Here is a 24,255-nt window from a genome sequence, read left to right as displayed (position 1 = left end):
GCTTAACGCCTGGCCTATCTATCGGTCCGTTAACGCATTTCTTTATTGGCAAATGGCGCGGGGTTGATTAACGGTCGCGCAACTGGCGATATTGTTCGTGCCTTTCTCTCTCAGGACTTCTTTCATGTCACTCGACACCTTGATTCGTCGTTCCAGCCTGCCATGCCCGGACGTCGACGCCGTGCAGGCCGGTGAATGGCTGGCGACGTATTATGGGCTGTCGGGAACATTAAAGGCGTTGGGCAGCCATCAGGACCGAAACTTCCTGCTGGATTGCGGTGACGGGCGCCGTTTCGTCCTGAAGATCTGCCACGGCGCTTACTCAACCACCGAGCTTGCCGCGCAGCATGCAGCGTTGCGGCATCTGGGCGCAGAGCCGCAGGTGCGCGTTCCGGCAGTGATGCCTGGGCTGAACGGTGAAGACTTGTTGTCTGTCGATCACAACGGCAACGCCGTGCACCTGCGCGTTCTCGAGTTTATCGACGGACAATCACTGGCCCACATCGCGCATCTGAACCGGCACATCGTGACCGGATTGGCGCAGCTCTGCGCTCGTGTTGATGTCGCGCTGGCCGGGTTCGAGCACCCAGGTCTGGACCGTGTGTTGCAGTGGGACCCGCGGCACGCGTTTGCGTTGATTGAGCATCTGCTCCCGGTCATCGCCGGTGCCGACAAACGCGCCTGCATCGCCGAGGCTACCGAGCAGGCCCAGGCCTATTTGCTGCCGCTGGTGGCCTCATTGCCGGTACAGGCCATTCACATGGACATCACCGAGTACAACGTGGTCTGGGCCCGGGACGCCCATCGCCAGTGGCAGCTTCAAGGCCTGATCGACTTCGGTGATCTGGTCTGCACGTGGCGCATCGCCGACCTCTCGGTGACCTGCGCCGCGCTGCTGCACCATGCCGACGGCGATCCGTTTTTCATCCTGCCCGCCATTCAGGCTTACCACCACATCAACCCGCTTCAGAGCGAGGAGCTGCTGGCGCTGTGGCCGTTGATCGTCGCGCGCTCGGCCGTGCTGGTCTTGAGCAGCGAGCAACAGGCGAGCATCGAGCCAGACAACGGTTACATCCAGGCCAATCTGGCCAGCGAGTGGAACATCTTCGACGTCGCCACCTCCGTGCCGATTGCCCTGATGGAAGCGGCGATTCTCGACGCGGTGGGTGAATGGGAAGCGGACGAAGAGGCCGAGGCGTTCTCGCCGCTGTTGCCGAGCTTGAGCGGGCAGGCTTTTACCCTCGTCGATCTGGGTGTGCTCAGCGAGCATTTCGTGGCGGGCAACTGGGAACAAAGCGGCATCGACGAGCAGCTGCTGAAAGACGCGGCTCAACACCACGGCCTGGCCGCCAGCCGCTATGGCGAATACCGGCTGTCCCGCACGCTGCCGGACAGCGCGAGAGAGCCGGACACCTTCGCGCTGCACGCCGAATTGCAGATCCCCCATGGCACCGCTGTTCATGCGCCATTTGCCGGCAGTGTGCGTCACACCGCCGACGGCGCGTTGCAGTTAGTGGGCGCCGAAGTGAGTCTGCGCCTGTGGGGCGTGCGTTCTGATTTTGACTCCGGTGTCGAGTTCGGCGCGGGCGACGTGATCGGGCAGGGCGGCGGCGCGCTAATCGTGCAGCTGTGTTCGGAGCCGGACGTGAGCCCGCCGCTGTTCACCACGCCTTCGCGGGCAGCCGCCTGGCGTGCGTTGTGTCCGTCCCCCAAAGGGCTGCTGGGTTTCGAGTGCGATGCGCCTGCGCTGGCAGATGCCGCCGCGTTGCTCGCCCGTCGCGACGCCAGTTTTGCCCGTTCGCAGAAGCATTATTACCAGGCCCCGCCGCAGATCGAGCGCGGCTGGCGCAATCACCTGATCGACCTGCAGGGCCGGTCCTATCTGGACATGCTCAACAACGTCGCGTTGCTCGGTCACGGCCATCCACGCATGGTTGAGGTCGCCGCGCGGCAGTGGTCGCTGCTCAACACCAACTCACGCTTTCATTACGCGGCAATCGCCGAGTTTTCCGAGCGGCTGCTGAAGCTGGCGCCCACCGGCATGGACCGGGTGTTTCTGGTGAATAGCGGCACCGAGGCGAATGATCTGGCGATTCGTCTGGCCTGGGCCTACAGCGGCGGGCGCGACGTCCTGAGTGTGCTGGAGGCTTATCACGGTTGGTCGGTAGCGACCGATGCCATCTCGACATCCATCGCCGACAACCCGCAAGCGCTGAGCACGCGTCCCGACTGGGTCCATCCCGTGGTCGCACCCAATACCTATCGTGGCGAGTTTCGTGGCGCGGACAGCACGCCGTTCTACCTGCGCAGCGTAGACGCGCACTTGACCGCGCTGGCGGAGCAAGGGCGGCAAGTGGCGGGCTTCATCTGCGAACCGGTGTACGGCAACGCCGGCGGAATCTCGCTGCCGCCGGGTTATCTGCAGCAGGTGTACGACAAAGTCCGCGCCCAGGGCGGGGTGTGCATCGCCGATGAAGTGCAGGTGGGTTACGGCCGTCTCGGTCATTACTTCTGGAGCTTCGAAGAGCAGGGCGTGGTGCCGGACATCATTACTATGGCCAAAGGCATGGGCAACGGTCATCCCCTCGGCGCCGTCATCACCCGTCGCGAGATCGCCGAAGCGCTGGAAGCCGAGGGCTATTTCTTTTCGTCGTCCGGCGGCAGCCCGGTGAGTTGCCGCATCGGCATGGCGGTGCTCGACGTCATGGAGGAAGAAAAGCTGTGGGAAAACGCCCGCGTGGTGGGCGGCTATTTCAAGGAGCGCCTGCTGGCGCTGATCGACAACCATCCGCTGGCCGGCGCCGTTCATGGTTCGGGTTTCTATCTGGGGCTTGAGCTGGTACGCAACCGCGAGACGCTGGAACCCGCGACCGAGGAAACGACCTACTTGTGCGATCGTCTCCGTGAGCTGGGGATTTTCATGCAGCCTACGGGGGATTATCTGAATGTTCTCAAGATCAAGCCGCCGATGGTGACCAGCCGCCGCAGCGTGGATTTCTTTGTCGACAGCGTGTCGAAGGTGCTGAGTGAACTGGACAGCTGAGCGGGTTCTTATTTGTCAAAACCTCGGACTTATTCCGATATATATCGGCATTAGCTGTCCAGATATCCGGCCATTGCTCGGTTAATGTTTTTAAATCCGATTTTTATCGTCTATAACGTCTCTCTTATTTTGCCGTAGACGCCCTCGTCGTTTCATGGAGTTCTGATTACTGTGACCACTCTCAACAGCACCCCCCGCGCCGATGGCTTCTACATGCCTGCCGAGTGGGCGCCGCAGACGCAAACCTGGATGATCTGGCCCGAGCGCCCTGACAACTGGCGTCTGGGCGGCAAGCCGGTGCAGAACGATCATGTTGCCGTGGCCAAGGCCATCGCCCGTTTCGAGCCTGTCACCGTCGGCGTCTCGGCTGCACAGTACGACAACGCCCGCGCGCGGCTGGACGTGCCCAATATTCGCGTCGTCGAGCTGAGCAGTAACGACGCCTGGGTACGCGACTCCGGTCCGACCTTCGTCATCAACGACGCGGGCGAGGTTCGCGGCGTCAATTGGGGCTTCAATGCTTGGGGCGGCTTCGACGGCGGGCTGTACGCGCCGTGGAACCTAGATGAACAGGTTGCCAGCAAAGTGTTGGAAATCGAGCGCTGCCCGCGCTATGTCACCGAAGGTTTCGTGCTGGAAGGCGGTTCGATCCATGTCGACGGCGAGGGCACACTGATCACCACGGAAGAATGCCTGCTCAATCGCAACCGCAACCCGCACTTGTCTCGCGAAGACATTGAAGCCGTGCTGCGCGATCACCTGTCGGTCGAAAAAATCATCTGGCTGCCGGATGGTTTGTACAACGACGAGACCGACGGGCATGTGGATAACTTCTGCTGCTACGTACGCCCCGGTGAAGTGTTACTCGCCTGGACAGATGATCCGAAAGACCCCAATTTCCCGCGCTGTCAGGCAGCGATGAAGGTGCTGGAAAATGCCCGCGACGCCAAGGGACGCCCGTTTGTCGTACACAAGATGCCGATCCCGGGTCCGCTGTATGCCACCGAAGACGAGTGCGCCGGGGTTGATCAGGTGCACGGCAGTCAGGAGCGCAACCCATCGGTGCGTCTGGCCGGCTCGTACGTGAATTTTCTGATCGTCAACGGCGGGATCATTGCCCCGTGTTTCGACGATCCGATGGATGACACGGCCCGCCAGATCCTCCAGCAGCTGTTCCCGGAACACGAGGTGGTCATGGTCCCGGGCCGCGAAATGCTGCTGGGCGGAGGCAACATTCACTGCCTGACGCAGCAGCAACCGGCCCCCCACCGCGGCTGAGTTGGTTCGCTTCTTGCTGTCATCAAGCCCATCAGACGATGGGCTTTTTTATGGGCGGACCGTTTCCGGTCAGCCGTAGGAAGATGGGATCCCAGCGGTGCGTAAATGCCCCCGCGGGGTCGTCCGTCTGTAACAAAAGCTCCGTAGATTTCGCAGTCCACGACATAAGAGGTTGTCCTTATGAACGCAGGTCATGAGTTGCGAGTGACTCGAGGTTTTTCTGCGAGCAGTGAAGCACGGCAGATGATGGCGGACTGGTTACGGACGACCCGGATCCCGATGGTGCCCATGCACGACGAACAGGCGCTGAAACAACGCGGTGATTTTCGCAAGATGCTAACGAAGCGGTACCCCAGCGGGCTGATCAACGATGCGGAGATCGAAGCGTTGCTGGGCGTGCTCCACAGCTGACGAAGTTACAGCAACAGGCATTACAGGGCCTCCGTTTGACCCCCATCAAATTGACACCCTCGGCAGACGGGGGATAGCATTCGCGCCTCCACCGCCTGTGGCCTAGCGCCATGTACGTGCATCAGTAGTCCACTGCGATGATTTCGTGCGGGCTTCCGGAACGGCTCCAGTCCCGGAAGACGCAACTGCCCACCCCGGGCATTTGCCACAGCGCGCGATTAATCCGCTCACAAGGACAACAAGATGAAACAGCGTATCGGCCTGCTCGCTCTGGGCATCCTCGCCGCCACTCACGCCATGGCGGACGGTCAGGCAGATTCCAAGGGGTTTGTTGAAGACAGCAGCCTGAAGATCAACCTGCGCAACGCCTACATCAATCGCGATTACAAAAACGGACCGCAGGACCGCTCGGAATGGGGTCAGGCGTTCATGGCCGGCTACACATCCGGTTTTACCCAAGGCCTGGTGGGCGTTGGCGTTGACGCTTTCGGTCTATACGCAGCGCGTCTGGATGGTGGCAAGGGCAAGAGCGGCGCGGGCGGCATCGACTTCTTCAAGCAGGGCGACAGCGGCAACGCGGCGGACGACCTGTCGCGCTTTGGTGGCGCGGTGAAGTTTCGGGTTTCCAATACCGAACTGAAGTACGGCGACATGATGCCGGAGCTGCCGGTGCTCAATTACGACAACTCGCGGCTGCTGCCTGAGTCCTACACCGGCACCATGATCACCTCCAAAGAGATCAAGGGCCTCACGCTGGTGGCCGGCCGCTTTACCGCCGAAACCCGCAAGAGCGCCGAAGGCCGAGACAGCGGTGACCTGAAGAGCATCAACGTTTACGGCGGCAGCTACAAATTCACCGAGGCCCTCAGTGCCGCGTTTTACGCCTCCGACGACGAAGACGTGCTGAAGAAGCAGTACGTGAACCTGAACTACGTCTGGGCAATGCCGAAAGATCAGTCGCTGACCTTCGACTTCAACGGCTACAAGACCAAGCTGGACAAAGACTTCGCCGTCGATGACGCCCGCGACAACAAGATCTGGAGCCTGGCGGCCACGTGGGCGGTGGGTATCCACTCGTTCACCCTCGCGCATCAGCGCAGCACCGGCGAGACCGGTTACACCTACGGCGGCTACCGCAACGCAGGCGGCACCGGCGATGGCGGCAATACCATCTACCTGGCGAACTCCTACTGGTCGGACTTCAACGGCAAGGACGAGCGGTCGTGGCAGGTGGGCTATGGCGTGAACCTGGGCACCGTTGTGACCCCGGGCCTCAGCTACCGAGTGGCGTACGTGCGCGGCGACAACATCGACGACGGCAGCGACCGTGGGCGTGGCGAAGAGCGTGAACTGTTCAGCCAATTGACCTACGTCGTCCAGAGCGGCCCGGTGAAAGACCTGTCGGTGCGCCTGCGTAACTCGTTCTTGCGCGTCTCCAACGATGTGGATCAGTACAACGTCGGCGGTAACGAAACCCGGATCTTCGTCGATTACCCGATCAACGTGTTCTGATGTGTGAAGTCTTCTGACTGCCGTGAATCTGTAGGAGATTCATGTGGTCCAGACGTCGCGCATTCGCAAGGCAAACACCGTCCCTGTGGGAGTGAGCTTGCTCGCGAAGACTGCATTACAGCCGCTGGAGATCTAGCGGCTGTACCCGTTTCTTCGCGAGCGAGGTGGATCGCCAGCCCGCTCGCTACCGCAGACTCAGCCGGTCCTCTGCAGCGGTAGCAAGGTGTTAACCGCACTGGCGATCCCTCCCGCTCTCCCGCTACCATCGCCGCATCCCCACTCCCACCGGTTTCACCATGGCAATCGCCGCGCCCCCCGACCTTTCCAATACCGCCGTCCCCGTGCAGCCTTTGTCACGGACGTATCCGCGCGGCTTGTACATCGAGCCCCATGAGCATGAGTGGGGGCAGGTGTTGTACGCGATGTCGGGCGTGATGTGGGTCGAGACGCCCAACGAAGCGCTGGTCGTGCCGCCGCAGCGCGCGGTCTGGTTGCCGCCCGGCGTGCCCCATGGCATCCGCGTGGTGTCGGACCTGGAAATGCGCAACATCTACCTGCGCCCTGCGCTTGCCCGAACCCTCGACGCCACGGTTCAGGTCCTGGAAGTCGGTCGCTTGCTGCGCGAATTGATCGTCGGTCTGGTGGCCGAGCAGGACAAGGCGTCGGACTACTACGAAGCGGTGGTCAACCTGGCGTTGCTCGAACTCAAGCGCGCCCGGCGTTCGCTGCTGAAAGTGCCGATGCCCGATGACAGCGACCGCAGACTCATGAGCGTCTGTCAGGCGGTGATGATCGAGCCGTCCATCGACGTGTCATTCGAACAGCACGCGGAAAACGCCGGCGCCAGTGTGCGAACGTTGTCCCGGCTGTTTCAGGCTGTGCTTGGCATGGGCTTCGCCGAATGGCGGCGGCAGGTGCAACTGGCGACCTCGGTGGCAGAGATCATCCAGGGCGTGCCGGTCAACGCCATCGCCCGCTCCATGGGCTATTCGCCGAGCAGCTTCAGCGACATGTTTCGCCGGGAACTGGGCATCGCGCCTTCTCAGTACCCGGTCGTTGATCCAGCCAGCTAACACGTGCGCCGACACTGTCCGAAATTCAGAAGCTCTTGGCCGGTAGCCCGTGCCGTCCCTCCTTACACTCTGGTCATCGCTTAACGCAGTCACGCCGCCATCGAGCCGCGGGTCCCACGCACCGGAGTTTGTCATGAGCTACGTCATTTCCCTCGTCATCGGTATCGCCGTCGGTTTGCTGTATGGCCTGCTGGACTTTCGCTCACCCGCACCGCCTCTGGTGGCACTGGTTGGCCTGCTCGGCATGCAGGCCGGTGAATGGCTGTGGCCGGTGGGCAAGCAGTTCTTCACCAACCTGGCCTCCTGAATCGACGATTTCCTTTTCCCCACTCTGGATGAATCCATCATGAAAGCACTGCAATTTTCCCGTACCGGCGACCTGGCTGCGCTGGAAGTCGTCGATCTGCCCACGCCTGTCCCGGCGGCCGGCGAAGTTCTGGTGCAGATCAAAGCCGCCGGCCTGAACCCCAGCGACGTCAAAAACGTCCTCGGTCGCTTCCCCTACACCACGATGCCGCGCATTCCGGGCCGTGATTTTGCGGGCGTTGTCGTCGAAGGCCCGCAGGAACTGATCGGCAAAGAAGTGTGGGGCACCGGCAAGGAGATCGGCTTTGTCCGCGACGGCTCCCACGCCGGCTACATCACGCTGTCGGCCAAGGGCGTGGCGATCAAGCCGGCGTCGCTGAGCTTTACTCAGGCCGCCAGTCTGGGCGTCCCGTACACCACGGCGTGGGACGCACTTGAGCGTAGCCTCGTGCAAGCCGGCACCCGGTTGCTGGTCATCGGCGCCAATGGCGCAGTCGGAAGCGCCGCCATCGCACTGGCGAAAGTGCGCGGCGCCCGGGTGCTGGCGGCGGTGCGTAAACCGGATCAGCTGAAAGCGCTGCAAGAGCAAGGCTTCAACGCGATCCAGCTCGACAAACCCGAAGACCTCGGTGCCCAAGTGAATGCCGTGTTTTCAGGCGGCGCTGACGTGATCTTCGACACCACCGGCTTCTGGCTGCCGGCGGCTGTGCCTGCGTTGGCGCAATTCGGTCGCATCGCAATCATCGCCGCCCCGGTGGACGGCCACGTGCAATTGCCTGCGCTGGCGCTGTACCGCAAGGGCGGTTCGGTGGTGGGGATCAACTCGCTGCTGTATGGCGTCGAGGCCTGCGCGCGGATGCTGGAGCAGTTCGGCAAGCAGTTCGACGACGGCACCTTGCCGCTGCCGACCGGGCTGATTGAATCGCCGCTGGAAGAAGGCCTGGCACGTTACGCCGAAGTGAATCAGGGCGGCGCCGACAAGGTGATTCTGCTGCCGTGACAGCAAAGCATCACTCTGGAAACAGTGCTGCCCCAACTACTGCACAGGCAGCCCTTTCAGATAGTCATGCTGGACGCGTGTGATCGAGCCGTTTGACTGCAGCGTATCAATCGCGGTCTTCAGCTTCTCGACCATCTGAGGGTCGCAGTCCTTTGAACACGCCAGATACAGATCGGCGGTCATCAACGCTCGGCTCATCATCAGCGGGCGATCGCTGATCTGCTTCCAGATATAGAGCGTTTCCGGCACGCCGTTAAACCACGCATCTACCCGGCCCTTGAGCAGCATCAGCGCCGGGTTCTCGCCGATCTTCAGCGGATAAATCTGCGCGGCGGAAAAACCTTCTTCACGTAGCCGCGTCTCCTGCGCCGAGCCACTGCCGACGGCGATCATCTTGAAGGTCTTGCGCGCCTCTTCAAAACTCTCGACGTGACGATCAAGGCTGAAAAACGCCCGGTCCATCGTCATCAGCGGAGCGATCCAGGTGAAGCTGTCTTCCCGGCTTTGAGTACGGGTCAGCGGCGCAATGAGCTTGTTCGCCCCAAGCGCCACATCGCGTTGCGCGCGCGGCCACGGCGGCGACAGCAAGTGGGCGGAATACCCCGCCATCGCCATGGCCTGAAGGCTGATGTCGCCCGCGATGCCATGCTGGTCGCCTTGACTGGCCATGGTCAGCGGTGGCGCTTCGGCCACGTACAAATCAACGACCGGCAGCGCAAACGCCGCTGACGAGCAGGCCAACAGCGCGCTGGCCGCGTAATGGATACAACGGGAAATCCATTTCATGGCAGTCATGCTCAAAGGGAATAGGGCGCCGGGACAGTCCTTGTGCCAGGTGTGTTATCCAGTCTGGCATCGGTTTGTCATCTCTGCCGGGCGCAGCGCGCATCCTGCGTCAATTCCGGGGAATATTTGAGCGAAGGCGAATCAGGTCTTGTTGTGCTCATTGGTGTAGCGGCCGCTCAGCACCCAGCCACACTCCAGCAATGTCTCGATCCAGTCCTCGTACGAGTCGTCGACATCCAGCAAATTCATGAACTGGTCCTCGATATGGCAGCGGAAGGTCTGCTCCTCGACGTTCCACTCGACGTCCCGAATCCGCCAGACACGCTGCATCGGCAGCTGAATGTTCAAGCCATGGAAGGGGACGAACGGCAGCTCCACTTCGTAGAGCAGCTTGGACCATTCGGACGAAATCTCCGGGGTCTGGTGAGTCCAGACGTACTTGATCAATCGGACTTTGTGCACGGTTGGGCCTTCTATCGTGATTCTGATGGCGGGTCGCTGTCCTGACGCAGACGCGAGGGCCCGTTGGATGGGTATACGTTACTAGATGGGGGCGGGATGGGGGAGGGGGAATCTGGCAGACGCCACATGAACATGGCGCCTTGACCGGCGATGAGTGGTTGTATGCCAGTAGCCGGGCTCAAAGCGCTGCTGGCAGCTTTGGTGTTCCTGTGGCTAGACCTGAACCCGAGTGCCATGCCAGGCGGGAAGGTTTGCGGGCATGCGATATCAAGATGTGGCGAACCCTATTGCTTAACTTCAGAAGGTTCCTACGTCACTGCGGGAGGGTCGGCCTATGGTGGGCGCACTGGGTCATGAAATACTCGGTTCCAAATTTCGTGCACCCTCTCAGCCATGATAAAAAGCGGGCGGTGCCCAAAGCTGGGAGTTGTCAGGGAGACGTTGAATGTTCTTTTGGCATATCGTGCCCTCGTCGCATCAGATCGAAGATCAGGTAAGGCAGGAAATGGGCTACCAAGGTGGTGCTCGATTTAGAAACCATTGGGGCGAGCCTGCCGCATCCCTCAGCCTGAATATCCGCCGTGTCGAAAGCGTCAGGTCTGCGTTTTATCAAGCTGAATGGCAGGCAGCAGACTTACTGCGCCGACGTTTTGCCGACCTCGAAATTTCCATCATCATCGACGACTTGATTGATGTGGTGACCCAGATGGCAATGATCGTCGCAGGTAGTACCTTGACTGGAGCTGCCATCGGCGCGGGAGTGGGCGCATTTTTCGGCGGTGTGGGTGCTGCCCCGATGGGTGCCGCCGGGGCTGCAATAGGTTTGCAGGTCAGCAGTTGGATATTGACAATACTTGGCCTGCATTCCGTTGCGGAATTTTTCGTCGAAGGCCTACCTAGAGTCGGCGAGTATTACCTGACCGGGATTCAAACTGCATGGGAGGGCCCACGCGGCGAAGAAGGATTGGCCCCCTTCAGCCAAGATGACCCTTATGCTGTGAGCAGCGCTGCCCATAACATCGCACTCGGCCATGTAGAGGTAGTCGTTCTGCTGCTAGGCGCCATTGTTGAATACCTGACGCGTGGTCGGGGAAACGCAGGCAGGCTAGCTCAGGAGATGGGAGCCAGTCCGAAAGGCGCAAACATTGGGCAGTGGATGCTTAAGCATAAGGATGCGTTGAAGAGTAGGCCTGATCTGCAAAAGGCTGAGCCGCACAAAGGTGCGATGGGGCCACAACATCCGCAAGAATCTTCTTCCTCGCCTAGCTCTGATGCTAAATCCCCAAGGGAGCTGAAACCTAGGCTAACTTATGAAAATCCTAGCAACCTAATACCGACTCAGACCAAATCGGAAATGTCTGGATCACAGATTAAGCGTCTCGCAAAAAGTATGGAGAAGAATGGTTTTGACCCCAGCTATCCAGTTGACGCTTGGAGGAACCCGAGTACAGGGCGACTTGAAATTCAGGATGGGCACCATAGGGCTCAAGCCGCAATAAAGGCGGGTATAGAGAAAATTCCGGTAGAAGTTTGGGAGTGATGTGATGAAGAAAAAATATATGGCTGCTTTCTTGATTCCTATCGGGGTGGATAAAGTGTTAGGTGAGGATGGTTGGGAGTTTGAGAGCTCTCAGCGACTATCTAAAGATATTGCAGAGTACTTGATTGCGGCATTGAAGTTCGACTTTGTTGAGATGTATTCGGGGATCAAAAAATACGTAAGCGACGATATTGGTATGTCCATATTTTTCGATGACGATAACGAGGTGGAGAATGTTTACTTTCAGGTTTCCGAGGATTCACTAAAAGCGCTTGCAGAGGTATGCCAAGGCCCTGAGGTTTCTTCTGAAGCAGAATTATTCGTTCCTCAACAAGGCTAAAGACTGTATAGGAATGTCGGTTTAATAAAAATTTAAGAAATTGATTTGGTATCAGGGACGGAGGCGGCGTTTTTCGGACACGGTATTCCCTGCTCAGTGGGCATATATCGTGGGCGAACTGATGATAAATTACGAGTATGCTTTTGATCTTGCTAGAAAGTATATTGGAAATCTGCGATACCCTTAGAGATAGTCGGGGGAGGGGATTTTCAAGGTGGATGGTTGTCTTGCTTTCAGTTAGTTGAGTATTTAAGAACCGTAAATCGGTGTGATCAGTTAGCAGGAAATAGCCCGTTTCGGACCGAACGGAACTCTGGTGAGTTGATTGAGTTGGGCGCGGCTAAGCCTGTTGCGGAATATCTAGACGTTTATCTGTCTTTCATGAAGCACAAATCACACTCGAAGTCCGGCCCTGCCTTAAGTTTTTACACAAAGGTAGGGCTCCGCTAAGCTTGACCTTCTGGCGATCCCGATGCATCAAGCTCTAGTGAAGGTATCCCAAAGTGTCTGGCGGATGCCGTCGAGTTTTAAGTTGGCCGCAATACGTTGCTCGACGGTGTCGCGGTCGATGTAAACGTCCGAAAACCCAGATTTAGATCCGGCCATTGTTCTGTATATCGAACCCGCTTGCTCCCATGCAGAGTTATTGGGCAGAGCGCCTTGGGAAAGCATACTTAATACACCATCAATGCCTCTGTCAAAATCTCTACATCCTTCATCGTGATAGATCTTTTTAAGCTCTACAAGCTGGGCCATCAGCTCCGGGATATTCATGGTTGCGTTTTGCCTGGCGAGGGATCGAATTCTCGGTGCGCGACAACATCAAGTCCTTCCTCCTTGTCGGGAGCCCTGAAGTAGCTAGTGATCAACTCAAACTCAGCGTCAGTCGCTGCAAATTCATGCTCACCGCGCTTGTTCCTAAGGTGCAGCCGGGCCCGGCAAGTTTCGTCGTCGACGTTGAGGACGTGCAGGCTGTGCGGGGCTTGGGCGCGATCAGCCAGACTGCGCGACCACTGGCGGTCTGCGGGGGTGTTCGCTGGAAAATCGAGAACCACATTGACGCCCGCCGTCAGCATATCGATGACCAAGGGGCCAATGACATCTCGAAGCTGTCGTGAGAGTTTTACATAGTCATCGACCGAGTGAATTTGGCTTGCGTAGAGCCTTGAGAGCCAATGATCTTCAGTCAGCAAGATCGCCGCATGTTTTGTTTTTAGAGCGTTCGCTAGCGTTGATTTCCCGGATGCGATCTTGCCGCACAGGAGGTGGAGCATGGGCTTGGCCATAGTGCCGTGTCCTTATGTCGAGCCACGATGATGCCCGTGGATTGAGGCCGGGACAATGAGGGGCTGTGTCGAGTCGACTGCGGGCTTTCAGTAGGTGAATGCGTCACGGAACTCCCATTTTGAAGTCCAACAAAAAAGGCCCACCTTTCGGTGAGCCTTTTTGCTAAATCTGGTGCCGGCACCAGGAGTCGAACCCGGGACCTACTGATTACAAGTCAGTTGCTCTACCAACTGAGCTATACCGGCGTTGTGGGCGCTGATTATAGGGATTTGATCTGGCGAGTAAAGCCCTAATTTCAGTTTTTTCGCCGCCCTTATGCCGGAAGGTGATTACCGTTATGCACAATCGGCACAAAGCAAAGGTGACAATCGGTCGAATTTCAGAACCATTCTCAATCGTTCGCAAGCTACTGTTTTAGCGCCAATTTTACGCTGACCAAAAAATGAACAAATGGTTACATCCCTTCCAAAGCAGGATTTCCGGGCGTTCGGTGGAATTTAATCAACAGACTTATCCACAGGAACTGGCGTCAAAAAACGCTCACGGTCGCTCTGCAAGAATGAGCAGATTCCGCGGAGTGACTTTGCTGTCGCAGAAGGTGCCGATGCGTACGTCGTACCCGCGTTCAGTCAGATAAAGGGTTCGGTCGAGGATGAGCCACATTTCCATCGGTCGACGGAACAGGTTGCGCAGCAATTCGAGGTTGCGGACTTCGGCCAAGCGCGCCCATCCCGCTGCTTCAAGGGCCAGCCAGTCCTGAATGCCGGGGGAGGGCAGTTGCTTGAGTTCGGCGAGGTCGCGGCAATAGTCGGCGAACGGTTTGTCGAGCCAGGCGCTGGGTAGCGAAGGCGTTGGCAGGTAGTCGTCGACGCCGCGCAGCTGTCGCTGCAGCAGGTCGAAGCCGAGGCGTCGGGCCATGGAGGTATCGCGCTGGCGGCGTACGCGGGCGCCAGCGGTGACGGTTTCGCTGAGGGGCAGGCCGAGGTCGTCGATGGAGAGGGTAAGCGCTGACGCTTTGCCCAGCTGGGAGATCGGCATGTAACGCTCACCGGCGATGCGGTTGTAGCAGCAGGGCGCGATGGCCAGTTGTTGGCAGCGGGCGTCGCTGGCGAGATGCATGAGGCGCACATGAAGGTCGCCGCAGGCGTGGAGGGCGACGGGTGTGTGATGCGCTTGGAGGCGCCTGGCTGCATCGTCGGCCATGACGTCTTGATGCAGATGGTTCGCGGTGATGCCCAGTTTGTCGCTGAGTTGCCGTCCTGCTTCAACCAGTTGCGCATCGTATTCCAGGCAGGTCAGGGCTTGGCCGCCCTGGGCGAGGCGCCTACCCAGGTGGCCTTTGCCAGAGCACCAGTCCAGCCAGTGGGTTGGCTGCTGTTGAAAGCTCAAGCTGCTGGCGAAGGCTTCGATCTGTTGCCACTTGCGGCCGGGTACGTCGACGCTCATGCGCGCTGGCACTGCTTCCAGGCTAGCGAGCGGGAGCGCCTCGATCTCGCTCAGCGTCTTCGACAGCGAGGCCAACTGAGCGAAGGGCTGCGGCGCATCGAGCTGTTCGGGGTGGTTGTGTGCCGCTTCTGCGTCTTCAAGCGAGCGTTGCCGCAGCCAGCGTGACAGCTCCGGGTTCTGCGACTCCCACGGCAGATGGCGATGGGTGAAGGGGCGCGGGCGCCACAGGGCCTGATGCTCGAGCAGGAAGGCATTGAGCGCGGTGAATCGGAACTGGAGTTGGTCGGGAGTGAGTGGCATTGGGTTATGGAAATCGGGATGTGCGTTGCAGGATACGGTGAATCAGTGCCTGGGCGCGCTCGTCAGGCACGGTAATCTTTGCCGGTTGGGATGCCGCCTTCGTGAGCAAGCTCACTCCCACAGGTTCGGTGTTTGCTGTGCGATAGGCGATCTGCCACAAGTACCGTGTTTGATGCGCGCCCCGTCGGTGTTTGAACGAAGGGATGCGCACCCGCTAGCGCGCGGCGATCCTCATCGCCCTTGGCTGGCGTCCACTCGCAAGTACCGCTCCAGCAGTTTGAAGCCTTGCACCAGCACGAACGACATCACCAGATAGATCAACCCGGCGATGAGGAAGGTCTGTTCCGGCATGTAGGTCCGCGCGTTGATTGTGCGTGCCATGCCGGTGATGTCGAGCAGGGTCACGGTGCTTGCCAGCGCGCTGGCCTTGAGCATCAGAATGACTTCGTTGCTGTACGCGGGCAGGCCGATGCGGGCGGCGCGGGGCAGGATGATGTACAGCAGCGCTTTGCCTTTGGACATGCCCAGTGCGCGCGCTGCTTCGATTTCGCCGGGCGGCACGGCCTGAATGGCGCCGCGCAGGATCTCCGCGATGTAGGCGGTGGTGTGAAGCGTCATGGTCAGCGCCGCGCAGAAGAACGGGTCGCGCAGGTAAGGCCACAATGGGCCTTTAGTGACGACGTCGAACTGCGCCAGGCCGTAATAGACCAGAAACAGCTGCACCAGCAGCGGCGTGCCACGGAAAAAGAAGATGTAAGCGTAGGGCAGCGCCCGCACGTAGGCGTTACGCGAAGCCCGGGCGATGCCCAACGGGATGGCGAGAATGAGGCCGGCAATCACCGCGACGGCGACCAGCTCCAGCGTCACGGTGGCGCCGTGCAGCAGTTTCGGCAGCCATTTGAGGACGAATTCCCAATTCATGACGTGCTCCTCGCAAAACCCACCGACGCGCGTTTTTCCAGCCATGCCAGGCCGATCATCGACAGCGCGGTCATGCACAGGTACATCAGCGCCGCGACCATATAGAAGGTGAAGGGCTGCTTGGTGGACGTGACGGCGATCTGCGCGTGACGCATGACTTCCTCAAGCCCGATGACCGAGACCAGCGCTGTGTCCTTCATCAGGATCATGAACAGATTGCCCAGCCCCGGCAGCGCAATGCGCCACATCTGCGGCATCACCAGTTTGAAGAAGATGCGCGAGCGCGACATGCCCAGCGCCAGCCCGGCCTCGCGATGACCTTTCGGGATTGACAGCATGGCGCCACGAAACACCTCTGTCGCGTAAGCGCCGAAGCAAAGGCCCAGGGCGATGACGCCAGCAGCGAAAGCGCTCAGCGACAGGTTCGGAATATCGAACAGCTTGCCGATCGCCCGCATCGAGCTAACCGTGCCGAAGTAGATGAGCAGCACCCACAGTAATTCGGGGATGCCGCGCACCAGGGTGGAATACGTGCCGCCCAGCCACTGCAAGGCACGATGCGGCGAAGTCTTCGCCAGCGCCCCGAGCAGGCCGAGGACCAGCCCCAGGGAAAGGGCCGACAGCGCAAGTTGGAGGGTCATCAGCATGCCGGCGGCCAGGGCCGGGCCGAATCCATAGAGATCGAAGTTCATGGCGTTGTTTGTCTAGAGGACAGACGCCGCCGTCTGCACAAGCAGGCGGCGGCGATGGTCAGGCAGGTCAGAGGATGCTGAACGGAAAGTACTTGTCGTTGATCTTCTTGTAGGTGCCGTCGGCGATGATTTCTTTCAGCGCTTCGCTCAGCTTGTCGCGCAGCGGGTCGTCTTTGCGCACGGCGATACCGATCTTGTCGTCAACCGGCAGCGGATCACCTTTGAACTCGAAGCTCTGGCCTTCCTTGCCTTTGAGCCACTCGTAGCTCGCGTATTTATCGCCGAGCAGTGCGTCGAGGCGGCCCGAAGCCAGGTCGAGAAAGGCGTTTTCCTGGGAGTCGTACAGCTTGACGGTCACGTCGTCGCCCCAGTTGTCTTCCAGCCACGTGCCGGACAGGGTCGCGCGTTGGGCGCCGATGGTCTTGCCTTTCAGCGCCTCCTTGATGGCGGCCAGGTCGCCGCTGAGGTTGGTGGTTTTAGGCGCGACAAATTGCAGCTTGTTGGAGTAGTACGGAATGGTGAAATCCACGGCCTGCATGCGTTCTTCGGTGATCGACATCGAAGAAATCAGGAAGTCGAACTTCTGCGCGTTCAGCGCGGGAATGATGCCGTCCCAATCGGAGGTGACGGTTTCACAGGTCACTTTCATCTTCGCGCACAGCGCGTTGCCGATCTCCACGTCGAAGCCCACGACCTGACCGCTGGCGTCCTTGTTGTTGAACGGCGGATAGGCGCCCTCGATGCCCATTTTCAAGGTGTCGGCGGCAAAGGCGCTGGAAGCCATGGCCAGGGTGGCGGCAGCGGCCAACAGAATGTTTCTCAGGGTCTGCATCGATGTTGCTCCGTTAGCGATTGCTGGACATGAATTGTTTGCAGCGCGCCGACCGTGGGTCATCGAAGACCTGATCTGGCGATCCTTGTTCTTCTATCAGCCCTTGGTGCAGGAAGATCACTTCACTGGACACCTGTCGGGCGAAATTCATTTCGTGGGTCACCATCAACATGGTCCGGCCTTCTTCGGCCAGGCCACGAATAACACTAAGCACTTCCTGCACCATCTCGGGATCGAGGGCAGATGTGGGCTCATCGAACAGAATGACCTTGGGCTGCATCGCCAGCGTGCGTGCAATGGCGGCACGTTGTTGCTTGCCGCCCGACAACTGTGCCGGGTAGGCATGACGTTTGTCGGCAATCCCCACTTTGGCCAGCAGCGCTTCGGCAACTTCAGTGGCCTCGGCCTTGCTCTGCCCCAGCACGCGACGCGGCGCCTCGGTGATGTTATCGAGGACGGTCATGTGCGGCCAGAGATTGAAATTCTGAAAGACGAAGCCGATCTCGCTGCGCAGGCGGTTGATCTGACGGTTGTCGGCGGCGATCAGTTCACCCTTGCGGGTGGCTTTGAGCTTGAGTTCTTCGCCGGCAATGAGAATCTGCCCCTGATGGGGGTTCTCCAGCAAATTGATGCAGCGCAGCAGCGTCGACTTGCCTGAGCCGGAGGAACCCAGAATCGAGATCACGTCGCCATCGCGCGCACTCAGCGAGATGCCCTTGAGCACGTCGAGTTCGCCGTAGCGTTTGTGCAGATTGCGGATTTCCAGGGCGGGCGTGGCCTCGGCCATGTTCAGTCCTCGTGTGTTCGGTGGGCTCATCGGGTTGGCCAGTTGGACGCCACATGGCGGTAGCGACAGTCGAACTGCGCGGAGGCTTATAAAGATGAGCTTGATGGGCGCCGGCTCAGAATGCCGTTGCGCAAAAAGGGCGCGATGGTGCCAGCTTTAACCGCCGTGGGGAAGGGTGTTTCGGCCACAGGCGCGATCGGCGACCGGTCTTGTGCGCTTATTTGGTGCCATTTCGTTTTAAATGTGTATTTTCGGTGCGACCAATCGTCTCCCTCCTGTTGCGCTCGGTAACGTTTCCTACACGACTGGCGAATTGCTATTGCATTCATGGACTTGCGGAAGTCGTCTGGAACGGTCGTATCCCGCCGCGACGTCGTATCTGAAATATTCTGGCGTAATTCTTGCGTAAAAAATAAATAACAGAGCTGTTGTGTTCTCTTTACGAAGAGCCGCCACACGTCCTGATCCGTACAAAAATCCTTCTAAGGTTGGTTCCATGAGCAGCACACCCAACGCTTCAAACCTTGAACAAGGGCTAAAACCGCGGCACATCACCATGCTGTCGATTGCTGGCGTTATTGGCGCCGGCCTATTCGTTGGCTCCGGCCACGCGATTGCCGAAGCAGGTCCGGCCGTACTTCTGGCCTACGGCGCCGCAGGTACGCTGGTGGTGCTGGTGATGCGCATGCTGGCGGAAATGGCCGTCGCTTCGCCGGACACCGGTTCTTTCTCGACCTACGCCGACCGCGCGATCGGGCACTGGGCCGGCTTTACCATCGGCTGGTTGTACTGGTGGTTCTGGGTGCTGGTCATCCCATTGGAAGCCAACGCCGCCGCGACGATCTTGCATGCGTGGTTCCCGAACGTGGCGATCTGGGCGTTCACCCTGGTGATCACCCTGCTGCTCACCGCGACCAACCTGTTTAGTGTGAAGAACTACGGAGAGTTCGAGTTCTGGTTCGCGCTGATCAAGGTCATTGCGATTATTGGCTTCGTGCTGCTGGGCATTGCGGCGATGTTTGGTCTGCTGCCGAACAGCCAGGTCAGCGGCGTCAGCCACTTGTACGACACGCAGGGCTTCCTGCCTAACGGCATGGGTGCGGTGCTGGCGGCGATGCTGACCACCATGTTCTCGTTCATGGGGACGGAGATCGTCACCATCGCGGCAGCTGAGTCGAAGAATCCCGGCCAGCAAATCACCAAAGCCACCAACTCGGTGATCTGGCGGATCTGCCTGTTCTATCTGCTTTCGATCTTCCTCGTCGTCGCGCTGGTGCCGTGGAACGACAGTCGTCTGGCTGAAGTGGGTTCGTACCAGACCGTGCTCGATCTGATGGGCATTCCGAATGCCAAGCTGATCGTCGACATCGTCGTGCTGGTCGCCGTGACCAGTTGCCTGAACTCGGCGCTGTACACGGCTTCGCGCATGCTCTTTTCCCTTGGCAAACGTGGCGACGCGCCTGCTGTTTCCCAGCGCACCACCAAAGCCGGCACGCCTTACTGGGCAGTGCTGCTGTCGACCGGTGCCGCGTTTGCCGCCGTGTTCGCCAACTACGTCGCACCCGCAGCAGTGTTCGATTTCCTGCTGGCAAGCTCGGGCGCGATCGCGCTGCTGGTGTACCTGGTCATCGCCGTCTCCCAGCTGCGTATGCGCCGCAAGCGTGAAGCAGCAGGCCAAGCCATCGACTTCCGCATGTGGCTGTTCCCGGGCCTGACCTGGGCGGTGATCGTGTTCATCGTCGCCGTACTGACCATCATGCTGTTCCAGGAAGGCCACCGCATGGAAATCATCGCCACCGGGCTGCTGAGCATCCTGGTAGTGGCGGCCGGTTTGATCGTCTCGAACCGTCGCAAGGCGGGGAAGGCTGGAAAGGTTGTGATGAATTGATGGGGGAGTGAGTCGGTTGTGACCGACCGCTGTCGAGAAGCCGCTATCAGGGATGATGGCGGTTTTTTTTGTCTCGACGGTTGGGTCACGGTGGGAGGTTCAGCGTCTTAGCTCATCCTGCCCAGCACCGATCTCCCCCGCACCTGATGCAGCACCACCGCCGCCAGATGCAGCGCCACCAACCCTGCCAACACCGCACACAGAACGTGATGCACCTGATGCAGCTCCAGCAGCATGATTTTCGAGTGGATGAGCTGTGGCAGCGGCACCAGCGCCAGTAGCATGACCGGGTGGCTCATCATCAGCACCCCCGTAATCACCACGCCCGCCACCGCCCCATAGATCGCTTTGTGCGCAGCGCTTGCCAGTCGCGCCTGGACGTTTTTAGCGGAGTGCCGCGCAGGGGCTTTGATCGCAAGCCACAACCGCCAGACGAAGAACGGGATAAACAGGCTGGTCAGCTGCGGGTTGAACGATTCAACCCACTGCCGAAATGGGTCGTTCTGATCCAGCAATGCCACGCCGAAGCCGCTGAACGTCGCCCACAGGATGACGGCTGCAGACAGCCAATGCAGGAAAATTCGGGTTCGGGAGTAAGGGCTTGTTCCGTCCGGGGCCGGTTCAGGAGAAGGAGTGTTTGGGAGTGTCAAAACGGCCAGCCTTTAGTTGAGAAGGAGTTGCATTCTCGTAATGGCGCAAAGCTACCGTTTTGACCGGGGTCATGTAAATCAAAAAACGTTTTAAGAACGCCCGCCTGCGCCGTGCGCGTTCTTTTTCTGCAGGATCACCGACGCTTCGTTGTAGGCGGTCTGGAAGGCGTCGCTGCCGATCCATTCAACGGCCGAGTCTTCATCCTCCTCATGGAAGAGCCCGCGGTAGGTGATCAGCAGGCCCATCATGAAGTCGGTCGCTGGCTCTTCATCTTCTTCAGCGATCACCAGTTCCAGCACCGGGTATTGCAGGAAGACTATGCACAGCGCCAGCAAACTTATCGACTCAGCCTGCTTCATCGCTTCGAACAGGTCGTCGAAATCCGCCGGGTCGAAGCCGTTTTCTTCGATGTCTTTGAAATCGAACGTACTCAGGTCGATCTCAACGTCATCGAAAGGCTCGTTGACGAAGGCATGATTGAGCACCGGGTGAATGACGCTCGGCCGGGCCTTGCCGGAACGGTTCTGCTTGGCCTTGGCCTTTGCACGCTGGGCGCGTTTTTGCTGTTTGTCGGGGGAGGCCATGACGGCGGTTCCTTGTGCGGTGCAGCCATTCGCATGGCCCAGATCATCGGGCGCGTATTGTATTCAGTCTTGTGCCGGTTCGTCGTACTTGTTGCGGTCGATCCCCAGCATCTCCAGCGTGGATTCCATCTCGATTTCTTCGAGAATGGCGCGGAAGGCCTCGTAGAAATCGTCGTCGTGAATGCGCGCCCTAACGGTTGCCTCATCCAGTCCGTCGGCCCACGTCCAGTAGGCGCCCAGCGTGCTGACAAGAATGTCGAGGTAGTCGTCGAATTCGATGTCGTAGAGGGCGTGAGCGGCTATCGGACCTCTGGCGAAGGCATCGAGCAGATCGAGGAACCCTTGCTGCTCGGCACGCTTGAGCACTTCGTAGTGGGCGAGGCGTTGCTCATGGGACGGCTCCGGCGCAGGGGACTGGTAAACCTCCATCAACAGCATTTCGTCTTCGGTGATGGACAACACGTCCGCCTCGCCCCTTATCACTGCCGCCATCGCTTCCCGCTCTTCTTCGTCCATGCTTTCGAGGATGTCGGGCTCTACGAAATTCTCTAGCAGGGTTTCGTCGTCGAGTAGCTCGGTTTCGTCGTCCGAGAAGAAATCAGGCATAAAGTAATCCGGGACGATCGGGTTGGGCGTCTGCGGGTGCTGGCGGGCGACTCGCTGCTCTTTGGCTTTGGTTTTGGCGCGCTTGGCTCGTTTCTGTTGCTTGCTGACAGATGCCATGACGGGGTTCCTTGGTCGGCTCAAGCCTGCGATGTTAATAAATCGCGCCCAATAAAAAACCCCTGAATCTTTCGATGCAGGGGTTTTTCGGTATTTAAGGTGCCCAGAGACGGAATCGCAAGGGGCAAGTCTGGATGCGAGGCTACATTTTCAATTGCTCAAACTTCCCCGGTGCTGAAAATTTCCAGGCCACCTTGAATGCCGCACCGCCGGATATCAGTTCTGCCTGCCGGATGATGGCAGGCCACCATCGGACAAGATTTTCGGCCTTACTCCAGTAGGTCGTTTGACCCCATTGTCTCGCGAGACAGAAAACCGGTAGCCCGCATTCTCTGAAGGCCTGCCGCTCGGCGTTTCCCTTGGAGAACTTGTCTTGCGACACCACGGCCCACCCGCCTTCGGCAGTGAGGTCGGTAATCCAGTGGATGTCACTTGTGTCCGCTGGGAACCTGTCCCTGAGGGAGACGACGACATGGCCTTCGCCGCTGCATAGCTCGTGCAAGGCTCTGGCAATGGACGGTGGCAGATTGTTATCGATCAGAAAATTCAAGCAGCAATCCTGTGCTCATAGGTCACCGCAGCGTCCACTGCCGCGGTCGGAATTTCGAAAATCACAGACACACGTTTTGCGTCTTGGCCTTCTGCCAGATAAGCCTGATAGATCGACGCTGTATCGACACCCGCGGAGGAGAGCACCGGTTTTCCAAAGTTACGGTTCGGGTCGAGCACGATTGCCTTGCTGCGCTTGACCGGATACCAACGCTGCGCCTTTCCCTCGCCCGTATAGTCAATGCCCTCATACAGTGAAGGCGCGATTACCTGCCTGAATGCGTACTGACGTTTCGCCAGATCCAGGATCGCCTCGTCGCCAGTCTCGTCAAACACGGTGGCGAATATGCTCCTGCCGTCAGTCTGGAATCTTCTGCAGGTGAACGGATAGTGCTGGTTAAAAATTTCCTTGGCTTGCCTGGATGCTGCGCGAATAGCTTGAAGGCTCACGCCGTGCTTTCGGAAGGCATGGACAAATCTGATCTCAAGCAGGTCGTGGAAGCCAAGCAGCTTCTCGTCGTTGATACCCAGTTCGGGCAGCCACAGACCGGAGTGCTCCACACCCTCCGCCTTGTAGCCGAATAGCCATCTGCGAATATCCTTGGCGGGAATGCCCGTGTAGAGGGCTGCTTCTGAGGGCGTGTATACGCCGACTCCAATGAGGCGGCTGGACGTTTCGATAGTCTTCATGCACACCTCCCGTGTCCGTGGTTGCTCGAAAAAATGCATTCTGAGGTTGATCAGGGTCTCGTTCAACTGATCTTGAGCAAGCGCTTAGGGGAAAATTGTAAAAAGCCGGTGCGTGGCGAATAGGAGCTGCGTGTGGCTCTCCATCCCGGTGCTGGCCACCCGCCAGCAGTTCTACCCTATCAAGATTTATCCACGGCAGCCGATGTGTGTGGGTATGAGCATCCCGCTGGGCATACTCTGAGTTGAATCTCCCTAGCCCAGTCCAGCACCGTCGTTTTAGTCCTGCTCGATGTTCCTCCGAGGGACTACTTCACCCACTTGAGATTGAATCCATGCGAATAACTGTACCGGTACTACTTTTAGGAATGCTGGGCGCTCAATGCGCGCTGGCGGCTGGGGATGGAACATCCGCAGTGGGCGGAGGCATAGGTGGTGCGCTTGGAAATGTCATTGGGCAGCAAATGGGTGGAAGCACCGGCGCGGCGGTGGGTGCCGGTGTTGGCGGAGCCGCTGGCGGGGCGTTAGGCGCCAAAAGAGGAAGCAAGACCCAAGCGGCTATCGGCGGGGGGCTGGGATCAGCGGGTGGGTCTGTCATTGGTAACCAGTTGGGTGGCTCAACAGGGTCAACCATAGGTGCCGGCTTGGGCGGCGCTGCCGGAGGCGCAGTGGGCAGCAACCTGGCAGATGACGGTGGCGACAATCGATCTCACGGCAAGCGACATGGACACAAGAAAAATAAGCATGATTGATAGCCCGGCGATCTGTTCCCATACCTCCAATCGCGCGATTTGAGCGACGACACAGCGCGTTTGTCGGAGACGCCGGCCAGCACCTGTGCGTCTTCACGCAGATCCGGCTCTGAGCTCACGAATCTGTTCACATCTATCCGGGCTTACAAGGCAGCGGTGGGGAACCGTGAAAAGCAAAAAGCCCGCACGAGGCGGGCTTCTTGAGTGTTTTCAGGTGTGCTTGGCATCACCTGAAAACGAAAGGTGGTGCCCAGAGACGGAATCGAACCGCCGACACGGGGATTTTCAATCCCCTGCTCTACCGACTGAGCTATCTGGGCAACGGGGCGCATTAAACGTTTTTTTCAGGAGGTCGTCAAGCATGGTGTCGAAAAAAATCTGAATTATTTCCTCCGCTTACGACGA

At 59.0% G+C, this 24,255-nt stretch carries 25 protein-coding genes and 2 tRNA genes; 11 read left to right on the top strand and 16 right to left on the bottom strand.

What is annotated here, in order from left to right; all coding sequences use genetic code 11:
- Window positions 1-124 precede the first annotated feature (124 nt).
- The 7 genes from QWI20_RS20585 (at window position 125) to QWI20_RS20555 (ending at window position 8,623) form a co-directional block, all read left to right on the top strand.
- Entirely contained in the window at window positions 125-3,043 is a 2,919-nt protein-coding gene (locus tag QWI20_RS20585) for an aminotransferase (protein WP_369306992.1), read from the top strand.
- 171 nt (window positions 3,044-3,214) lie between these two features.
- The gene (aguA, locus tag QWI20_RS20580) at window positions 3,215-4,321 is read left to right on the top strand and encodes an agmatine deiminase (RefSeq protein ID WP_369306991.1); all 1,107 of its coding nucleotides are present in this window, start codon (window positions 3,215-3,217) and stop codon (window positions 4,319-4,321) included.
- Between the two features lie 180 nt (window positions 4,322-4,501).
- Entirely contained in the window at window positions 4,502-4,732 is a 231-nt protein-coding gene (locus QWI20_RS20575) for a hypothetical protein (protein WP_192171319.1), read from the top strand.
- 243 nt (window positions 4,733-4,975) lie between these two features.
- A complete protein-coding gene (locus QWI20_RS20570) occupies window positions 4,976-6,244 on the top strand; it encodes an OprD family porin (RefSeq protein ID WP_369306990.1) in 1,269 nt (422 codons plus the stop codon).
- Window positions 6,245-6,540: 296 nt separating this feature from the next.
- Window positions 6,541-7,317, top strand: a complete 777-nt coding sequence (locus tag QWI20_RS20565; protein ID WP_369306989.1) for a helix-turn-helix transcriptional regulator — start codon at window positions 6,541-6,543, stop codon at window positions 7,315-7,317.
- Between the two features lie 133 nt (window positions 7,318-7,450).
- Entirely contained in the window at window positions 7,451-7,624 is a 174-nt protein-coding gene (locus QWI20_RS20560; RefSeq protein ID WP_369306988.1) for a DUF1427 family protein, read from the top strand.
- Window positions 7,625-7,663: 39 nt separating this feature from the next.
- The gene (locus QWI20_RS20555; RefSeq protein ID WP_369306987.1) at window positions 7,664-8,623 is read left to right on the top strand and encodes a zinc-binding alcohol dehydrogenase family protein; all 960 of its coding nucleotides are present in this window, start codon (window positions 7,664-7,666) and stop codon (window positions 8,621-8,623) included.
- 36 nt (window positions 8,624-8,659) lie between these two features.
- On the opposite strand, the gene QWI20_RS20550 is transcribed toward QWI20_RS20555, so the two are convergent.
- Window positions 8,660-9,409 carry a substrate-binding periplasmic protein gene (locus QWI20_RS20550; protein WP_369306986.1) on the bottom strand — a complete coding sequence of 250 codons (750 nt, stop codon included), beginning with the start codon at window positions 9,407-9,409 and terminating at the stop codon, window positions 8,660-8,662.
- Window positions 9,410-9,550: 141 nt separating this feature from the next.
- Window positions 9,551-9,871 (bottom strand): hypothetical protein, encoded by a 321-nt coding sequence (locus QWI20_RS20545; protein ID WP_037016364.1) that lies wholly within the window; start codon window positions 9,869-9,871, stop codon window positions 9,551-9,553.
- A gap of 445 nt (window positions 9,872-10,316) precedes the next feature.
- On the opposite strand from QWI20_RS20545, the gene QWI20_RS20540 reads away from it, so the two are divergent.
- Both QWI20_RS20540 and QWI20_RS20535 read left to right on the top strand, forming a co-directional pair.
- Complete coding sequence (locus QWI20_RS20540) at window positions 10,317-11,411, top strand: ParB/RepB/Spo0J family partition protein (protein ID WP_369306985.1); 1,095 nt, start codon at window positions 10,317-10,319, stop codon at window positions 11,409-11,411.
- Between the two features lie 4 nt (window positions 11,412-11,415).
- The gene (locus QWI20_RS20535) at window positions 11,416-11,751 is read left to right on the top strand and encodes a hypothetical protein (RefSeq protein ID WP_369306984.1); all 336 of its coding nucleotides are present in this window, start codon (window positions 11,416-11,418) and stop codon (window positions 11,749-11,751) included.
- 477 nt (window positions 11,752-12,228) lie between these two features.
- Here QWI20_RS20535 and QWI20_RS20530 read toward each other — a convergent pair whose 3' ends face one another.
- The 8 genes from QWI20_RS20530 to QWI20_RS20495 all read right to left on the bottom strand — a co-directional run bounded on the left by QWI20_RS20530 (window position 12,229) and on the right by QWI20_RS20495 (window position 18,016).
- Complete coding sequence (locus QWI20_RS20530) at window positions 12,229-12,525, bottom strand: hypothetical protein (RefSeq protein ID WP_369306983.1); 297 nt, start codon at window positions 12,523-12,525, stop codon at window positions 12,229-12,231.
- Window positions 12,522-13,037, bottom strand: a complete 516-nt coding sequence (locus QWI20_RS20525; protein ID WP_369306982.1) for an AAA family ATPase — start codon at window positions 13,035-13,037, stop codon at window positions 12,522-12,524. Before QWI20_RS20525 ends, QWI20_RS20530 begins: the two co-directional genes overlap by 4 nt.
- A 170-nt stretch (window positions 13,038-13,207) precedes the next feature.
- Window positions 13,208-13,283, bottom strand: a tRNA-Thr gene (locus QWI20_RS20520).
- Window positions 13,284-13,578: 295 nt separating this feature from the next.
- Window positions 13,579-14,784: a methyltransferase gene (locus QWI20_RS20515; RefSeq protein ID WP_369306981.1), complete on the bottom strand. Its 1,206-nt coding sequence runs from the start codon at window positions 14,782-14,784 to the stop codon at window positions 13,579-13,581.
- A 231-nt stretch (window positions 14,785-15,015) separates the two neighbouring features.
- Window positions 15,016-15,705 (bottom strand): ABC transporter permease, encoded by a 690-nt coding sequence (locus tag QWI20_RS20510; protein ID WP_369306980.1) that lies wholly within the window; start codon window positions 15,703-15,705, stop codon window positions 15,016-15,018.
- A complete protein-coding gene (locus QWI20_RS20505; protein WP_369306979.1) occupies window positions 15,702-16,397 on the bottom strand; it encodes an ABC transporter permease in 696 nt (231 codons plus the stop codon). Before QWI20_RS20505 ends, QWI20_RS20510 begins: the two co-directional genes overlap by 4 nt.
- A gap of 67 nt (window positions 16,398-16,464) precedes the next feature.
- Window positions 16,465-17,229 (bottom strand): ABC transporter substrate-binding protein, encoded by a 765-nt coding sequence (locus QWI20_RS20500; RefSeq protein ID WP_369306978.1) that lies wholly within the window; start codon window positions 17,227-17,229, stop codon window positions 16,465-16,467.
- A 13-nt stretch (window positions 17,230-17,242) separates the two neighbouring features.
- Window positions 17,243-18,016 carry an ABC transporter ATP-binding protein gene (locus tag QWI20_RS20495; RefSeq protein WP_369306977.1) on the bottom strand — a complete coding sequence of 258 codons (774 nt, stop codon included), beginning with the start codon at window positions 18,014-18,016 and terminating at the stop codon, window positions 17,243-17,245.
- 496 nt (window positions 18,017-18,512) lie between these two features.
- On the opposite strand from QWI20_RS20495, the gene gabP reads away from it, so the two are divergent.
- Window positions 18,513-19,904: a GABA permease gene (gene gabP / locus QWI20_RS20490; RefSeq protein WP_369306976.1), complete on the top strand. Its 1,392-nt coding sequence runs from the start codon at window positions 18,513-18,515 to the stop codon at window positions 19,902-19,904.
- Window positions 19,905-20,011: 107 nt separating this feature from the next.
- On the opposite strand, the gene QWI20_RS20485 is transcribed toward gabP, so the two are convergent.
- The 5 genes from QWI20_RS20485 to QWI20_RS20465 all read right to left on the bottom strand — a co-directional run bounded on the left by QWI20_RS20485 (window position 20,012) and on the right by QWI20_RS20465 (window position 23,101).
- Window positions 20,012-20,554: a cytochrome b gene (locus tag QWI20_RS20485; protein ID WP_369306975.1), complete on the bottom strand. Its 543-nt coding sequence runs from the start codon at window positions 20,552-20,554 to the stop codon at window positions 20,012-20,014.
- Window positions 20,555-20,644: 90 nt separating this feature from the next.
- Window positions 20,645-21,139, bottom strand: coding sequence for a hypothetical protein (locus QWI20_RS20480; protein ID WP_369306974.1), 495 nt, complete (start codon window positions 21,137-21,139; stop codon window positions 20,645-20,647).
- A 63-nt stretch (window positions 21,140-21,202) separates the two neighbouring features.
- Complete coding sequence (locus tag QWI20_RS20475; protein WP_369306973.1) at window positions 21,203-21,862, bottom strand: hypothetical protein; 660 nt, start codon at window positions 21,860-21,862, stop codon at window positions 21,203-21,205.
- 142 nt (window positions 21,863-22,004) lie between these two features.
- A complete protein-coding gene (locus QWI20_RS20470) occupies window positions 22,005-22,412 on the bottom strand; it encodes a hypothetical protein (protein WP_369306972.1) in 408 nt (135 codons plus the stop codon).
- A complete protein-coding gene (locus QWI20_RS20465; protein ID WP_369306971.1) occupies window positions 22,409-23,101 on the bottom strand; it encodes a DUF433 domain-containing protein in 693 nt (230 codons plus the stop codon). The genes QWI20_RS20470 and QWI20_RS20465 overlap by 4 nt, the downstream gene beginning before the upstream one ends.
- A 332-nt stretch (window positions 23,102-23,433) precedes the next feature.
- Between QWI20_RS20465 and QWI20_RS20460 the strand changes: the two genes are divergently transcribed.
- The gene (locus QWI20_RS20460; RefSeq protein WP_369306970.1) at window positions 23,434-23,850 is read left to right on the top strand and encodes a glycine zipper domain-containing protein; all 417 of its coding nucleotides are present in this window, start codon (window positions 23,434-23,436) and stop codon (window positions 23,848-23,850) included.
- A gap of 244 nt (window positions 23,851-24,094) precedes the next feature.
- On the opposite strand, the gene QWI20_RS20455 is transcribed toward QWI20_RS20460, so the two are convergent.
- A tRNA-Phe gene (locus tag QWI20_RS20455) sits at window positions 24,095-24,170 on the bottom strand.
- Window positions 24,171-24,255 lie beyond the last annotated feature (85 nt).

The sequence above is a fragment of the Pseudomonas sp. W2-17 genome (genome assembly GCF_041060445.1).
Taxonomy (GTDB): Bacteria; Pseudomonadota; Gammaproteobacteria; order Pseudomonadales; family Pseudomonadaceae; genus Aquipseudomonas.
The sequence above is the reverse complement of the archived record's forward strand: the minus strand, read 5'-3'. Positions and strand labels throughout refer to the sequence as shown.

Bases quoted from the DNA above. Each gene is read 5' to 3' on its own strand.
- QWI20_RS20535 (WP_369306984.1), top strand. From the start codon at position 11,416: ATGAAGAAAAAATATATGGCTGCTTTCTTGATTCCTATCGGGGTGGAT.
- QWI20_RS20540 (WP_369306985.1), top strand. From the start codon at position 10,317: ATGTTCTTTTGGCATATCGTGCCCTCGTCGCATCAGATCGAAGATCAG.
- gabP (WP_369306976.1), top strand. From the start codon at position 18,513: ATGAGCAGCACACCCAACGCTTCAAACCTTGAACAAGGGCTAAAACCG.
- QWI20_RS20510 (WP_369306980.1), bottom strand. From the start codon at position 15,705: ATGAATTGGGAATTCGTCCTCAAATGGCTGCCGAAACTGCTGCACGGC.
- QWI20_RS20555 (WP_369306987.1), top strand. From the start codon at position 7,664: ATGAAAGCACTGCAATTTTCCCGTACCGGCGACCTGGCTGCGCTGGAA.
- QWI20_RS20495 (WP_369306977.1), bottom strand. From the start codon at position 18,016: ATGGCCGAGGCCACGCCCGCCCTGGAAATCCGCAATCTGCACAAACGC.
- QWI20_RS20500 (WP_369306978.1), bottom strand. From the start codon at position 17,229: ATGCAGACCCTGAGAAACATTCTGTTGGCCGCTGCCGCCACCCTGGCC.
- QWI20_RS20475 (WP_369306973.1), bottom strand. From the start codon at position 21,862: ATGGCATCTGTCAGCAAGCAACAGAAACGAGCCAAGCGCGCCAAAACC.
- QWI20_RS20560 (WP_369306988.1), top strand. From the start codon at position 7,451: ATGAGCTACGTCATTTCCCTCGTCATCGGTATCGCCGTCGGTTTGCTG.
- QWI20_RS20570 (WP_369306990.1), top strand. From the start codon at position 4,976: ATGAAACAGCGTATCGGCCTGCTCGCTCTGGGCATCCTCGCCGCCACT.
- QWI20_RS20565 (WP_369306989.1), top strand. From the start codon at position 6,541: ATGGCAATCGCCGCGCCCCCCGACCTTTCCAATACCGCCGTCCCCGTG.
- QWI20_RS20550 (WP_369306986.1), bottom strand. From the start codon at position 9,409: ATGAAATGGATTTCCCGTTGTATCCATTACGCGGCCAGCGCGCTGTTG.
- QWI20_RS20530 (WP_369306983.1), bottom strand. From the start codon at position 12,525: ATGAATATCCCGGAGCTGATGGCCCAGCTTGTAGAGCTTAAAAAGATC.
- QWI20_RS20465 (WP_369306971.1), bottom strand. From the start codon at position 23,101: ATGAAGACTATCGAAACGTCCAGCCGCCTCATTGGAGTCGGCGTATAC.
- QWI20_RS20480 (WP_369306974.1), bottom strand. From the start codon at position 21,139: ATGGCCTCCCCCGACAAACAGCAAAAACGCGCCCAGCGTGCAAAGGCC.
- QWI20_RS20525 (WP_369306982.1), bottom strand. From the start codon at position 13,037: ATGGCCAAGCCCATGCTCCACCTCCTGTGCGGCAAGATCGCATCCGGG.
- QWI20_RS20575 (WP_192171319.1), top strand. From the start codon at position 4,502: ATGAACGCAGGTCATGAGTTGCGAGTGACTCGAGGTTTTTCTGCGAGC.
- QWI20_RS20505 (WP_369306979.1), bottom strand. From the start codon at position 16,397: ATGAACTTCGATCTCTATGGATTCGGCCCGGCCCTGGCCGCCGGCATG.
- QWI20_RS20460 (WP_369306970.1), top strand. From the start codon at position 23,434: ATGCGAATAACTGTACCGGTACTACTTTTAGGAATGCTGGGCGCTCAA.
- QWI20_RS20515 (WP_369306981.1), bottom strand. From the start codon at position 14,784: ATGCCACTCACTCCCGACCAACTCCAGTTCCGATTCACCGCGCTCAAT.
- QWI20_RS20585 (WP_369306992.1), top strand. From the start codon at position 125: ATGTCACTCGACACCTTGATTCGTCGTTCCAGCCTGCCATGCCCGGAC.